Below are 12,607 nucleotides of genomic sequence, written 5' to 3'. Positions count from 1 at the left end.
ATGATGATTAGAAGGGAATAGTTTTCCAAAATGTAATAAAGTCTGTCGTGAATATAGATATGGTAAGGGGGATCTGCGACACCCTTCGCAGATAATACGTTAGATGAAACCAGTGCAAGTAATTGTAGAAGAACAAGTATATGGAATGGAACATATATTCCTATTATTGTGATATAATATCCCTGACTAATTCTCCAGAGGGAAGAACATGAAACAACAATTAATTTCTGATTTGAATGAGTTTCTAAGGTAAGTGAGTTGGAAGATAATAAATTTTTGGTTGTTTATTCGGGAGATCGGGGATTCACTATAAAGTCTTATTTAACAGAATTTTTTATATCTCATGACCAATACCATAAGGAACAAATTCAAGATTATCTAAAGTCTAAACAACAAATTTAAGATCACTTTGAAGGCGATTCGAAGAAGGTACTGGCGTCATCTGACAGAACATTCCTGCTGCGTCGCTAAGGCTCCTTGGTCGCCAAGAGGATTTTTGGAGAAGTGGAAACAGGCGACACATCCAATTGGCTAAGTCTGACGACCCGGCACTCCGTGCCTTAAGCCGATTGGACGTCAGGAATGCGCAACGTTATGAGAAATTGCTGCAATTTCGATAAAAAGCAAAAGACACATAAGAAACACTAAGTCAACGGAGGTTTATATGATTAAAGAAGATGAAATTAATCGAATCTTAGAGAATTTGCCTGAAGAAGAGTTGAATGAAGTTTATTGGTATGTTAAAAGAATTCAAAAGAAATATCTATTTAAGAAAAATTTAACTGAAAAAGGTGTTATCATTTCAGAATTATTTGAAGAATCGCAAGACATTATTGATTTATGGGATCGTACATTCGCATGGAATATTAGCGAAGAAGTAAAAGAGTCTATTTATTATAATCAATACAGGTGGCATATTTTCAGTTATGAAAAACAAGTCTGTTCAATAAAAGAAACAGCAAGAAAAGAATTTAATGAAGTAACTAAAAGTGAAATATATGTGATGTATCAAGACTCCCCCTATGTAATGTTATACAAAAACGCAAATAATGTAGTCGCTGAGGATTTTGATTCTGAGCAAGACATATATATATTTGACAGAGACTTCACTTGGACTTATGTACATACCCACGAATCAATGTGTGGACCGTACTATTACAAAGTGAAATAAAAAAAGTAATACGAGAGTAGTTTCGAAGAAGGTAGCAACATCTTATAATACTCTATCTAACGCTGCGGGGCATTTGCCCCTTGGTTGTCGAGAGTGAAATCATGGAAGTAAACTCAGACAGCACATGACCCGGCCTAAGATAAGAGCTATCTATGGCCGGGTCACGTCGCAGATACGCATACGTTATCTGAAAGGAATGCAATATAATACAAGTAATTCATGAATGGTCTTCTTACAACGTTCAAATTAACGATGTAGGTAAGCCAGCTGATATTTTAAGCAGATACAGTGGAGCGTTAGTTGTCAGTAGAAAAGTAAAAGATATTTTAGAACAAAATAAAATAAATAATCTTGAATTTCTACCACTTTCAAGTGCTGTAGGAGAACAATATTTTATTCTGCATGTACTAACTATTATTGACTGCATTGATCCAGTTAATTCTAAAGTAAAAAGATATGATAGAAATAATTTAGCTGAGTATGATGAATATTCCTTATCGTTAATCAGAGAAACCCTAAGAGATCAACATATTTTTAGAATTAAATTACCTCATCAAGACATACTTTTACCCTATACATATATTTCTGATGAATTAAAGGATTTGTTAAATAGATCAATTGTAGGTTGTCAATTAGTAGAGATATGGGATTCTGAATTTTCTTGGAAAGAAAAAGAAGAAAAATTCGAGACGATTTGCAATGAAGTTGATAACTCGCTAATTAAAAAATTTGATTTTAATAAAGCCCGAAAATTTGTTCTTAAAAATAAAGGTGAAGTGGTTTATTCAGGTAAGTGGGAAATCAAGGAAACAAGAAAAAATATGTTTAGTCGACTCAAAGAAGGCATTCCCTTCAGATAACAGAACATAACTACATCGTCGCTTACGCTCCTTGGTCGCCGAGAGGATATTCGGAGAAGTGAATTTAGGCGACACATCCAATCGGCTAAGTGGCGGAGCCACCGGGTCAAAGTCAATCGCTTCGATAGATTAACCCAACAACTTAAGCCGCTAGGACGTCAGGAATGCAGTTACGTTATCAGAAATCGCTTGAAAGAGAAATAAAAATAAACTATTAGGGGTATTGCAATGTGGATTTTTGAAATCTTATTTTTAGTTGTTACTATAGTGCTATTAGTAATTGGGATTAAAAAGAAAAACAAGATCATTATTAGTTTAGGCTCATTAAGCTGTATTTTGCTATTAGCATATGCCGTCGCTGACTTTGTTAAAGGTTTTATTAATGGATGGAATAGTTAAATGCAAACCTTAGAAATTAGCTTTTGATATGCTAAGGACTTAGCTTCCTTATATAGAAAGACCACAGAGGCATAACGCCAACGTGGTCTTTCTTGTAATAGGTAAGGGTAACTTTCCTGCGCAGATGATAATCTTCATTTACATGATGTCCCAAATGAATATTGATGTTACATTATATGTAAGCACCGTACCTTGCCAGTTTGGGCAAGGTAGTTTATGTTCGAGATTAAGCTAACGGGCAGATATGCTCAATAAAATGAACAGTTGAAGATAGTATCCACTTATTATTAAATTATAATTGAACGTTCTTACCGACTTCTATGTGCATGGAATGTCGGACAAACAACACCCTTTTTTATAGAGTAAATATTGAAAGGAGTGACGGCGCAATGAAGCCCATTGCCGAGAAAATCAAAAAAAATCAACCTTTGGCTGAGCTGATTTTAAGCGTTGGATAGATTTGGCTTATTTTTATATACTTTCCGATTATGTAGTGGCAGTAACCTTGGCGGAAACAGATTTTGCACAAGAAGTTACCGATAATTGAATCGCATGCGTCGAAGGTCGATACTGCAAAGGCAGTTGGTCCAGTAGAAGTCAAACGGGACAAGACAAAAAGCAAGTTTCTACTCGCTTCCGAAAATATTCAAAAGGCAGTAGATAAAGGGCAACTTGGTTTCAAACGCAAATATGTAAGGTGTTAAACTTTGGCTTTACCACAAGAAACGATTTGGGCAGCCAAAGCGCTTCAGGCACTCCCGGAATTTCAGCCACAGAAGGGGATTGGAATGGGGGAGCGGGCAATGGTACCTAACTCATGCATGTTCATGACGCTACACATGTCGAAGGACAAGAACCTGTATTCATTGCCGCAGTGGTAAGTGATTATTAAATTTCCATTGTACAGAGAATGTTTGTTTGGTGAAATCATACATAAACTTATTTTTTGGGGGTTGCTAATGGATATCGCCTTTGAGTTAATTGAAAGTATGTTGGTTAAGTTTAGATCGGAAAAGAAATGGACTCTTCAAGCACTTGAGCAATTGTCCGAAGAAGATATTACTTCGTCACCAACAACGGACAGTATTGCCAATTTAGTTGCGCATATTAGTGGTGCAGTACACTCTCGAATTGAAACAATCCTCTTAGATATTCCCGACACAAGAGATAGAGAGAGGGAATTTGAAAAAGGGCTAGAAATGTCAAAAGAACAAGCCATAAAAATGACCAGGGATGCTTTTGATATTATCATTCAATATCTTGAACGCCTCCAATCTAACCCGGAGTTATTGATGACACAACCCTTTCTTAATTTACCGACTCTTACATATAGCCAAGTAAATAACGAGACGACAGCTCTCAATTTAATGATAGCGATGGTGAGAGAGGTTCATTATCATACGGGTCAAATCATCTATGCAGCAAAAATGAGAAAGGGACAGCTTGTATGGCAATACGATTAGAAATAGTTGGACCAAATGGATCAGGAAGCCAAATTAAAACCTCCTTAGAGGACTGTGGACACGTAAGGTCCATCGTAGAACTAGACGATATTTCCGTAATAGTGAATTAATCAATGGACTAACAAAAAAACCTTGATTGGCTCTTTTGTTCATTCCAATTTATATATATTGTTGTATAAACTAAATCACATAAGGGGTGTACATATGGAAATAGAGTACAAAATTAATACTTCGCTTTGTTCTACAGATGTTTCGGACGTTTTCAAAAGTTCTGGAATTAAACGTCCTGCTGATGACCTTGAACGTATTCAAAGAATGATTGATAATGCCGATGTTAACATTTCTGCTTGGGATGGGGATAAACTTGTAGGTATTGCAAGAGGTATTACTGATTTCTCATATTGTTGTTATTTATCAGATTTAGCGGTATGTCAGGAATATCAGAAGACTGGTATTGGAACAGAACTTGTTGAACGTTTACGGGAACACTTAGGGGAAGAGGTTTCTTTATTATTACTTTCTGCACCAACTGCAATGGAGTATTACCCACGTATTGGTTTTGAGAAGACAGAAAAAGCATTTTTGATACCGAGAGTAAAGTAATGAACGTCTAAGTTAACGGGAGACGGGGACGGTTCCTCACAACTATTCGCCGGTAACGTCAAAGCCCGAAAGGTGTTGCAGATGATCGTGGTAAACCGGGAGAGGCGCCAGAAATGCTTAAGCTGACGGAGAACGATAGTTCAAGAATAAATAGCTGCCGCTTGGCAGCCGTTTTTTCAACTAAAGGGCAGGTTAAGATGATAGCTGAAAGGATATTCTTTCAAGGGTAACGAAGTTATAAATATATATGAATGTAAAATCAATATTTTTAGAAATGGGTGAATGAGTGCTTCCCAATGTAAGATTGGCAACGATAAGCGATGCAGATGCGTTATCTAAATTAAATCTTGAGTTCAATGGTGGAGACAAGCGTGCTGTATCAGAAATAATCGAGTGCTTGAATAGCAACAATGAATTGGTTGCCGTGGCTACTTTGATGGACAAGTGTTTACAGAATTTTTGTCCAACCTCCAAACCGAATAATTTCCTAATATACGAGAACCCCTATATTGCATCGGTCACAGCTAAGGGACTAATCCTTCATAGAGGGGTAGCTGGAAGGCGGTAACACCACGATAGTGCACAAAAACGATGTGCTGTCATTAAACCAACGAGCGGAAAAGATTTTGTTTTAAAGATATAAGTTCTTGTCCAGATAGTATGGAGGAAAACTTTTTTGGACAAATTAAGTGACAGAAAATAACGATCTACTCCGTGTTCCCCTAGAGGAAACTGCCTCAGCACATGAAAAAAGCGGGAGTCGCCGAGCGCGCGGATACATCCGTTTTAACACAAATACCTCTAGTGTATAAATTAAGCCGTTTCACAGAATTAATTTCATGAATGAACAGCGCCCAGAGATGGCAACATAAGGAAGTGCTATACATCTCAATTTCCAGAGGAGGATATCTGTTATGGCTCGCCAGAAGAGAAGGAAAGAAGCTGCCTGGAAGTCACGAAAGCAAGAACAGCATCCCCATGGTAAAATCAAGTCGCTCAAGGAATTGTCCAGCGAATAGGATGAGGAGCATACTACTTGGAAGAGAAAGACTGTCGGCGAAATTTACCGGCAGTCTTCTTCCTTGTAATAATCTTTCCGTTACTGGAAAGGTTCCCGATATTGAATGTATAGATGTAAGACGACAAGAACATATATTGTTATACGTAATTGAGTAAATGAACTGCACGAGCAGAGAGATGAGATTGAGAAAAGCGGCCTGTTTGAGGTTGTTCACATACGACACTTCGATTGGGAGCGTATTCATCATGTTGATGAGTACATTAAACTCCTCGAAACCTTCTCCGGACACATACTTATGGAGGAATAGAAACGGGACAAGCTCTACAACGAGATCCGAGTTCGTCTTAATAGACGTCCAGATAAGTCGGTTCGCTGCCATTGGGGTGCTGTTCTCCATGTCGCCAGTCGAAAAGGCTGACAATGTAGAACTGGCAACTCATTTGTTAAGCTAAAGGGTTACGATTGTTGAATAACACAGAAGTGAGGCGGTCGGCATCAAAGATCGAGGGCAATTCAGAAGCGCGCTTTGCATCGAATGTGATAATTAGACGGAGTCTCACTAGTAAACCAAACAACCCTGAATTTCAATTTCTTGTCGTTTGCTGCTGCTGTCCAGAAAATGACCACCTTTATGAACTTTAACAGTTTATTGAGGTGGTCATTTTTAGTTGATCACGACCAATTAGAGATTGATTGTATAAGAGTCGGATGACATGAACACAGGGACTTAGATGCCGCGTAAATCGCGGTTTTTTATTTTATGTCCCCAAGTTCTTGTTATTTTTATTTGACAAGAACTTGGGGACATTACTGTTCTTGACAAGAAGATGAGGACATTACCGATTAACAAATAATGAAGTAAGATGAATGTATGATCACAACTAGTGCGTCTAATGACACAAAAATGTCCAAAAGGCATTATGGATATAATGTAGCCATAATTGTAATGAGCAACTTCAAGATAAGGCTGTGGGGACGGCGGAACCGAAAAATGACTACAATCTCTCTCAAGAACCAAGTATATGATACTTTACGCTTGATTTCGTGATTCCCCTTATTTGGATGGGATTAAATATGAACCTAAATCCGTGATCATTGTACTTGGCTGAAGTAATGAAAATGCTAATTGGGCCTGCTCTGCCAAGATAAAGAATGAGGTTTGATACACTTACTAGGTTTCATTTACTCCGCGCCTACGCGACCTGGCTGACCCCAAGTTATATGCGGGCTTTCAGAGGGAAACGTAATCTTGAAAAGAATCAATTGCCGGAACTTTATCCCCCTCCGCAATCTCCTAGGGATGTAGTAACTTTCCTGTGACTGTGACATGGGTATAAAGTTTTTTCGTACAAAATGAACTTTTATAACCTCTGGGATCTCTAATCTATGAAAAGGGGAGAGAACATGAAAGCAAGCCATCTTGTCAAACAAGCCATAAAGGGCAACAAAGAAGCTTTATTACAACTCATCATGGCCGATCAGGACGCTTATTATCGTCTAGCGTATACCTACATGGGAAACGAGCATGATGCGATGGATGCCATGGAAGACATGATTGTTACACTGTATGAAAAGATTGATCAATTGCAAAAGGGCGAAGCATTCTACAGCTGGAGCAAAACCATTCTCGTCAATCGGTGCAAAACATTACTCCGCAAAAAAGGGCGATTTTTTCCACTGGAAGACGAGCAAGAACTATCCCTTGCTGCATTCACTGACGATAATCCATATCGCCATACAGAGTCTGAGCTGGATATGCAGGTGCTGCTATCCCATCTGAATGCTCAGCAGCGAGAAGCGATCGAACTTCGATATATTCATGATCTTCCGTACCAGACGATTGCGGACATGACCGGCGCGCCGCTCGGAACCATCAAATCGAGGATCTCACAAGGAATACAAAAACTGAAAGCCATGATCGGAGGTGATCGTTATGAAAACGATCGAGGAGAAATTAGAGGAGTATAAACAGACGTTGAATAGGGTACAGGCTCCGTCAGGACTAGAGGGAAGACTTCGGGATGCACTTCAGCGTGTTCCCACGAAAAAAAGAAACATGAATAAAGCTGTGGCATGGATATCATCAGCTGTTGCAGCGCTCATTCTAATGGGCGGAGTTTATGAGTATCCTGCCTTAGCTTATTACTTTAATAAAATCAGCTTAAACTCTCTAAGCTTTGCTGAAGTGATGAATCAGGGACTCGGACAAAGGGTAAACAAAAGCACAACGCTTAAGGACGGCACTGTCCTTACCATTAATGGTGTGATTGCGGACGATAATGTATTTCGCATGTATTACACCATTGATCGACCTGCAGGCACCGAATATACTGACCATGATTTTGTTCGTTATGGCTTTGATCGATTGCAAGGGTTCTTGACCAATTCAGCTCCGCTAGGAGGAGGCGGGAATCCCGGCAAAAATAAGAGCCAGTTCGTGGGGGACACTGAATTCGAGCCCGTTAGTCCATTCTCTCGAACATTAACCGTTACATTCCATGAGTGGCTTGATAATGGGGAGAAGATATCTTATCCCATCTCCTTCGATTTTGAAGCGAATAAAGCGATGAAGAGTATCATTAAAGAGGATCTTTCAGAATCCATCGCTGTCGATAAAGGAACGATTCACTATGATTACATTACGGCTTCGCCAACTTCAACCATCGTGAAGGGGCATTATGAACTAGAAGAATATCCGAGATTTTCAGGCGAAACCAAGCTTTATGTGAATGGAACAGAAGTTGGATCAAGTGCAGGAGGGGGACGTAATCCAGACTTTCAAATTAAATTTGATGCGTTCCCTACAGACAATATTCAGTCCATTGAACTTGTACTCGAAAATTTTGAAGGATACCACAAAATCAAAGAACCTATCTCGCTTGCGTCACCATCCGATCGATCCATCAAAGTAGGAGATGAAAAGTTATGGATTCGAAGCGTTACTAAAACCGATACAGGCTATGATATCGTCATTGCCAGAAAACAGTTTACTTTCTTGGAAACGGACAATTTATTCATACAAGCTGGCGGTAACGTAGTTCCTGTATCATCGATCTCCAAAGAACGCCCTTGGGATTTGAAGAACGGCAATATTATGTGGGAGCAGACGTATTCTTTTAACACAACGGACAAACCGGAATTCCTGCTGCCGGACGAATTCCAATATATAAAAACCTATAATAAGAAAATATCGATTCCTGTAGATATCAAAAAATAAAACCATGCGCTTGTTATAACAGCTTAATACATTCAAACGAGCATTTTGTATATATCGTGCAAGCGACTACAATATAGACAATCAAGATATGAAAAATGGTTGTATTCATCATAATTATCACCTTATGTCACACAAACAAAAAAGAGCAGTTCTCAGGTTCAGGATGAACTGTCACCCGGAAGATAGACACTTTTGAAAAAAGAGTGACTGTTCGCCGGGTATTTGTTTTAAAAAATATAGTAATGGATTCACAATATTATTGGCTCAGGAATATAGGAAGTCACCTGAAGTGGGTTATACTCTTGTGAATAAAGACTACTTTGGGAACCAAGTAGTCTTTACTGGAAGATATACACAAACTAACTACACAGATAAAATAGAAGTGCTTTACGCGGGGAATTTCGAGGTAATTGTAAGATGACAAGAATATAGTCCGATTAATGTCCGCGTAGATCGCGGTTTTTTTGTTTTATCGGAACAGATTCTTGTCATTAAGCATTGTCAACGGGGAGTTTCATTAGGTCAGTCTAATACTTAATATTCGATAGCTGCAATCGTCGTTGGTGATGATTTACATAGCCTTGTAGAGCAAGCTCAAGTTGATCCTTCTTTCGTTTCATGGTGCGTCTAGCGAAGTTCGCTAGTTTCTCAAGATCATCTTCACCATCAGTAATAGAACGCAGCATATCACGAGAAAAAAGGCCCATAATATCAGAGATAACAGAGCTGAGTTTAATAGTGGCTCCTTCTAGTAGCTTTGCAATCCATTCTGAATCCTTGACATCTGTTGGGGTCAGAGCTGCTTTCAAAGAAAAATTTGATGTTTCTGATTATTCTGATGTAGATGGTAAAGCAGTTGCCAGAGCCTTTGGAGAGATCATTGCTTTAAAAGTTCAATCTGAAATCTAATATAAAAAAGAATCGCCGCTCACTCCCAAAACGGGAGTGAGCGGCGATTCTTTTTTGAGGAGTATTTATGAATGATTCTTAACTGTCGCCATGTCAGAGGTTAGATAAACAGCCTATTATTCTAATATAATTGTTTTGTCACCACTTAATGTGTGCAAAATAACTTCAGTTTCATTGACCCAAGTTGGACTTTGAATATTAAGCAGGTCCATAGCCTTTTTATCGTGAGTATCACGTAACATTATTTCCAGATCCGATCTATCCAATTTCGTAAGTAAGAGCCCCATAAAAGATTTTCTGTAAAATTCATAAATAAAAGTAGTTTCACCTAAAGAAGCTGATCGATGTTTAATCATGAGCGTTTCTGTTCTCTTTGGTGAATGAATATTATCATATTGCCAAGAAACTATAGAATTAAAAAGAAGCACAAAAACAATATACATGCCTAGCAAAACACAGAGAAATGAGGGTACGATATATAACCACCATCTGTCATAAGCGAATGCAATAAACATTAAAAATCCAATGTTAATGATTAGCGGTATAATGTATCCACTTCCTGTAAACAAGTTCACACTATAATTATTGAAATGTGCAAAAACATAGATGAGATCAAGTGCAAATATCAAAACTGCAGTAATAACAAATGGGTAATATTTAGGTGAAGTCTTATCCTGCATGCATGCCTCCTGAAATCGAATAATTTAAAAATACAATGAATCATAGTTTCTAAGTTAATTATATACTGATCCCTAAACTGTGAAATGACATTAAATTAACTAATTTATTACATCAAGATCATCTCATATGATGAACAAGTGTACGACTATATCGCATTTTTCGATGTGTTAGCTGGGCTGAAGAGACTAGGGATTGTGGAGCTTCATGTCGACGTCGTATCCATACATCATTTTGCTTGCATATACCTTGGATTCCATCTTGCCGAGACTTTTTGATTTCTACAAACAAGTCACTTTCAAGGTTTTACCGTTCAACTAACGGGCAGGATAGTTTGATTATATTCATGTTCTTTCTTGTTAACTATAAGAACAAAGAGTATGCTTTTTCTATAGAAACTTTTTAATAGAATCGAGCATAAATCAGGATGGCTGTTATTTATCGACAAGATAAAAAGGGGATACGTTATTTGAACACCAATCAAAGAGCAATCGAGTGTCTTGAAAGAAATGAATATGATGAAGCCTTGAGATTTTTCAAAAACGCCGTAGAAGAATCGCGAGATATTCAATCATTAACAAACCTTGCTTGGATATATCTGCATGAGGAGTGCGACAAGGAAACAGCCTTGAAATTAATCGAAGAGGCTATCGAATTGAATCCTACATCTCATTTTCCTTATAACTTATTAGGTGAGATCTATATGGAAAAGGAAATGTGGCAACTTGCTTCAGATGCTTTGCTCCAGTCTATAATAATTCAGCCTTCGGATGAAGCACATAACAATCTAGCCGTAGCTAATTATCACCTAGGGCAATTACAAGAGGCTTCAGATTATTTTCTTCTAAGCTCAAAAAGATCCGATTATGCAATGTACAGCCATGTAAAATGCTTGATTGAACTTGGAAGAAAAGAAGAGGCGAAAAATAAATTAGACACATTCTCTGAAAATGATGATGAGTTTGTAGGCACAGTTGAAATAGCAGAGTTATTTCTTGAATTAGGTTACTTTGAGGAATCGGTCCAATGGTTTGAAAAAGGTTGGCAAACCTATTGGAAGACACCGGACTGGGTAAGTCGTTACGTGTATGCTTTATTTAAAATAAATAACCCAAATCGCGTTCGTGATATCATTAAAGAAGTAATTCAGCAAAAAGTTGTGGATATCCGTGAAGCTGGTGAAGAAGTGTGCAACGAAGAGTGGACTGAGAGAGAAAATGAAGAATACATTCAGCAACTACTTGATGAAAAAAATGAATATGAAATTATGTACGAGCAGATATCATCTGGCTATACTCCCTCTATGAAATATAACACTTCAATGAGTACAAGTTGTTACTTGTTCGGATGCAAACGACATAATCATCCTGAGTACAAAGAATGAGATCCACTCTAACAAGATGAAATCTGGCCTTACTGTATTAGAATATAATGGCGAACTCTTATTATATAGAGAGAGACATGGTCGAACTAACGGGATACAACAGCATATGAATATAGTCACATTTAAATTGAGTAGGAGTTTTAATACTGAGCTTGTAGTTATACACATAGAGGAGCGTCTTAGTATGCCAAAATACGTTGAAATTGGTTACCCGATTTATGAAGGAATGCCTGTATATCCAGGATTGCCAGAAGTGACAATAGAGCCTAGAGAGCGTTTGGACAAAGGGGATGACTGGAATGGAAGTGTGTTAAGCATTTATCTTCATGCCGGTACTCATGTGGATGCCCCGTGGCATCATTTGAATAACGGTAAGGGAATAGATGCTGTTCCAATTGAAGACTTCATCTACCGAAAGCCACTATTAATCAATTGTCCGCTTGGCCCGAACGGCTTTATCACCATCGAAAAGCTGGAGGAATATGAAGACCTGTATGAAGCGGATATTCTGATCTTTAATACGAGCAATTGGAAACACCGGGACACGGATTTCGAGAAATACGCCAATAATTTCCCAGCTGTCTCCCCAGAAGCTGCCGAATACATCCGTACGAAGTTGCCAAACTGCAAAGCGGTGGCCATTGATACCTTGAGCATCGAAAATTTGACAGAAGCAAAAGGAAATGGATATTTTGTCCACCATGCCTTCTTAGACCACGAAAAGTATGAAGAGCCGACAATGCTTATTTATGAAGACATTAATCCAGCGCCATTGGTCGGAAAAAAGCTCATTTCTGCCTTCACAGCACCACTCCGAATTAAGAACCACGATGCATCTGTCGTTAATGTGATCGTTGAAATTGAAGAATAAAAGCCATTCTTGACTTGCAAAGAAATAAACT

General features: G+C 38.3%; 13 protein-coding genes and 3 pseudogenes. 14 read left to right on the top strand and 2 right to left on the bottom strand.

The annotated features are described in order from the left end of the window. The first annotated feature begins 664 nt into the window (after nucleotides 1–664). The 11 genes and pseudogenes from UB51_RS08705 (at nucleotide 665) to UB51_RS08665 (ending at nucleotide 8,734) form a co-directional block, all read left to right on the top strand. The gene (locus tag UB51_RS08705) at nucleotides 665–1,171 is read left to right on the top strand and encodes a DUF4275 family protein (RefSeq protein WP_052675819.1); all 507 of its coding nucleotides are present in this window, start codon (nucleotides 665–667) and stop codon (nucleotides 1,169–1,171) included. A 203-nt stretch (nucleotides 1,172–1,374) separates the two neighbouring features. Continuing rightward, a pseudogene (locus tag UB51_RS29650) lies at nucleotides 1,375–1,770 on the top strand (imm11 family protein); the annotation flags it as partial. Nucleotides 1,771–1,773: 3 nt separating this feature from the next. After that, nucleotides 1,774–2,031 (top strand): hypothetical protein, encoded by a 258-nt coding sequence (locus UB51_RS08700; protein WP_044876968.1) that lies wholly within the window; start codon nucleotides 1,774–1,776, stop codon nucleotides 2,029–2,031. A gap of 782 nt (nucleotides 2,032–2,813) precedes the next feature. After that, nucleotides 2,814–3,134 (top strand): annotated as a pseudogene (locus UB51_RS27005) (DNA alkylation repair protein); the annotation flags it as partial. Between the two features lie 3 nt (nucleotides 3,135–3,137). Then, complete coding sequence (locus UB51_RS28195) at nucleotides 3,138–3,311, top strand: hypothetical protein (RefSeq protein ID WP_160297242.1); 174 nt, start codon at nucleotides 3,138–3,140, stop codon at nucleotides 3,309–3,311. Nucleotides 3,312–3,389: 78 nt separating this feature from the next. Further along, a complete protein-coding gene (locus UB51_RS08690) occupies nucleotides 3,390–3,893 on the top strand; it encodes a DUF1572 family protein (RefSeq protein WP_044876967.1) in 504 nt (167 codons plus the stop codon). A 204-nt stretch (nucleotides 3,894–4,097) separates the two neighbouring features. Then, nucleotides 4,098–4,496: a GNAT family N-acetyltransferase gene (locus UB51_RS08685; protein WP_044876966.1), complete on the top strand. Its 399-nt coding sequence runs from the start codon at nucleotides 4,098–4,100 to the stop codon at nucleotides 4,494–4,496. 286 nt (nucleotides 4,497–4,782) lie between these two features. Continuing rightward, on the top strand, nucleotides 4,783–5,064 hold the full coding sequence (locus UB51_RS26340; RefSeq protein ID WP_052675817.1) for a hypothetical protein: 282 nt from the start codon (nucleotides 4,783–4,785) through the stop codon (nucleotides 5,062–5,064). Nucleotides 5,065–5,410: 346 nt separating this feature from the next. Continuing rightward, complete coding sequence (locus tag UB51_RS28890) at nucleotides 5,411–5,515, top strand: DUF6254 family protein (protein WP_234405577.1); 105 nt, start codon at nucleotides 5,411–5,413, stop codon at nucleotides 5,513–5,515. A 1,406-nt stretch (nucleotides 5,516–6,921) separates the two neighbouring features. Further along, nucleotides 6,922–7,485 (top strand): sigma-70 family RNA polymerase sigma factor, encoded by a 564-nt coding sequence (locus tag UB51_RS08670; protein ID WP_044876964.1) that lies wholly within the window; start codon nucleotides 6,922–6,924, stop codon nucleotides 7,483–7,485. After that, entirely contained in the window at nucleotides 7,451–8,734 is a 1,284-nt protein-coding gene (locus UB51_RS08665; RefSeq protein ID WP_044876963.1) for a DUF4179 domain-containing protein, read from the top strand. The genes UB51_RS08670 and UB51_RS08665 overlap by 35 nt, the downstream gene beginning before the upstream one ends. A gap of 527 nt (nucleotides 8,735–9,261) precedes the next feature. Here UB51_RS08665 and UB51_RS08660 read toward each other — a convergent pair. Both UB51_RS08660 and UB51_RS08655 read right to left on the bottom strand, forming a co-directional pair. Next, the gene (locus tag UB51_RS08660; RefSeq protein ID WP_044876962.1) at nucleotides 9,262–9,543 is read right to left on the bottom strand and encodes a hypothetical protein; all 282 of its coding nucleotides are present in this window, start codon (nucleotides 9,541–9,543) and stop codon (nucleotides 9,262–9,264) included. Between the two features lie 216 nt (nucleotides 9,544–9,759). Next, the gene (locus UB51_RS08655; RefSeq protein WP_044876961.1) at nucleotides 9,760–10,323 is read right to left on the bottom strand and encodes a hypothetical protein; all 564 of its coding nucleotides are present in this window, start codon (nucleotides 10,321–10,323) and stop codon (nucleotides 9,760–9,762) included. Nucleotides 10,324–10,449: 126 nt separating this feature from the next. Here UB51_RS08655 and UB51_RS28885 point away from each other — a divergent pair. The 3 genes and pseudogenes from UB51_RS28885 to UB51_RS08645 all read left to right on the top strand — a co-directional run. Next, nucleotides 10,450–10,556 (top strand): annotated as a pseudogene (locus tag UB51_RS28885) (formylglycine-generating enzyme family protein); the annotation flags it as partial. Between the two features lie 234 nt (nucleotides 10,557–10,790). Then, nucleotides 10,791–11,705 (top strand): tetratricopeptide repeat protein, encoded by a 915-nt coding sequence (locus UB51_RS08650; protein WP_044876960.1) that lies wholly within the window; start codon nucleotides 10,791–10,793, stop codon nucleotides 11,703–11,705. A 184-nt stretch (nucleotides 11,706–11,889) separates the two neighbouring features. Beyond that, nucleotides 11,890–12,576 carry a cyclase family protein gene (locus tag UB51_RS08645; protein WP_044876959.1) on the top strand — a complete coding sequence of 229 codons (687 nt, stop codon included), beginning with the start codon at nucleotides 11,890–11,892 and terminating at the stop codon, nucleotides 12,574–12,576. The last annotated feature ends 31 nt before the right edge of the window (nucleotides 12,577–12,607 follow it).

The sequence above is a fragment of the Paenibacillus sp. IHBB 10380 genome, from assembly GCF_000949425.1.
Lineage (GTDB): Bacteria > Bacillota > Bacilli > Paenibacillales > Paenibacillaceae > Paenibacillus_AQ.
The sequence above is the reverse complement of the archived record's forward strand: the minus strand, read 5'-3'. Positions and strand labels throughout refer to the sequence as shown.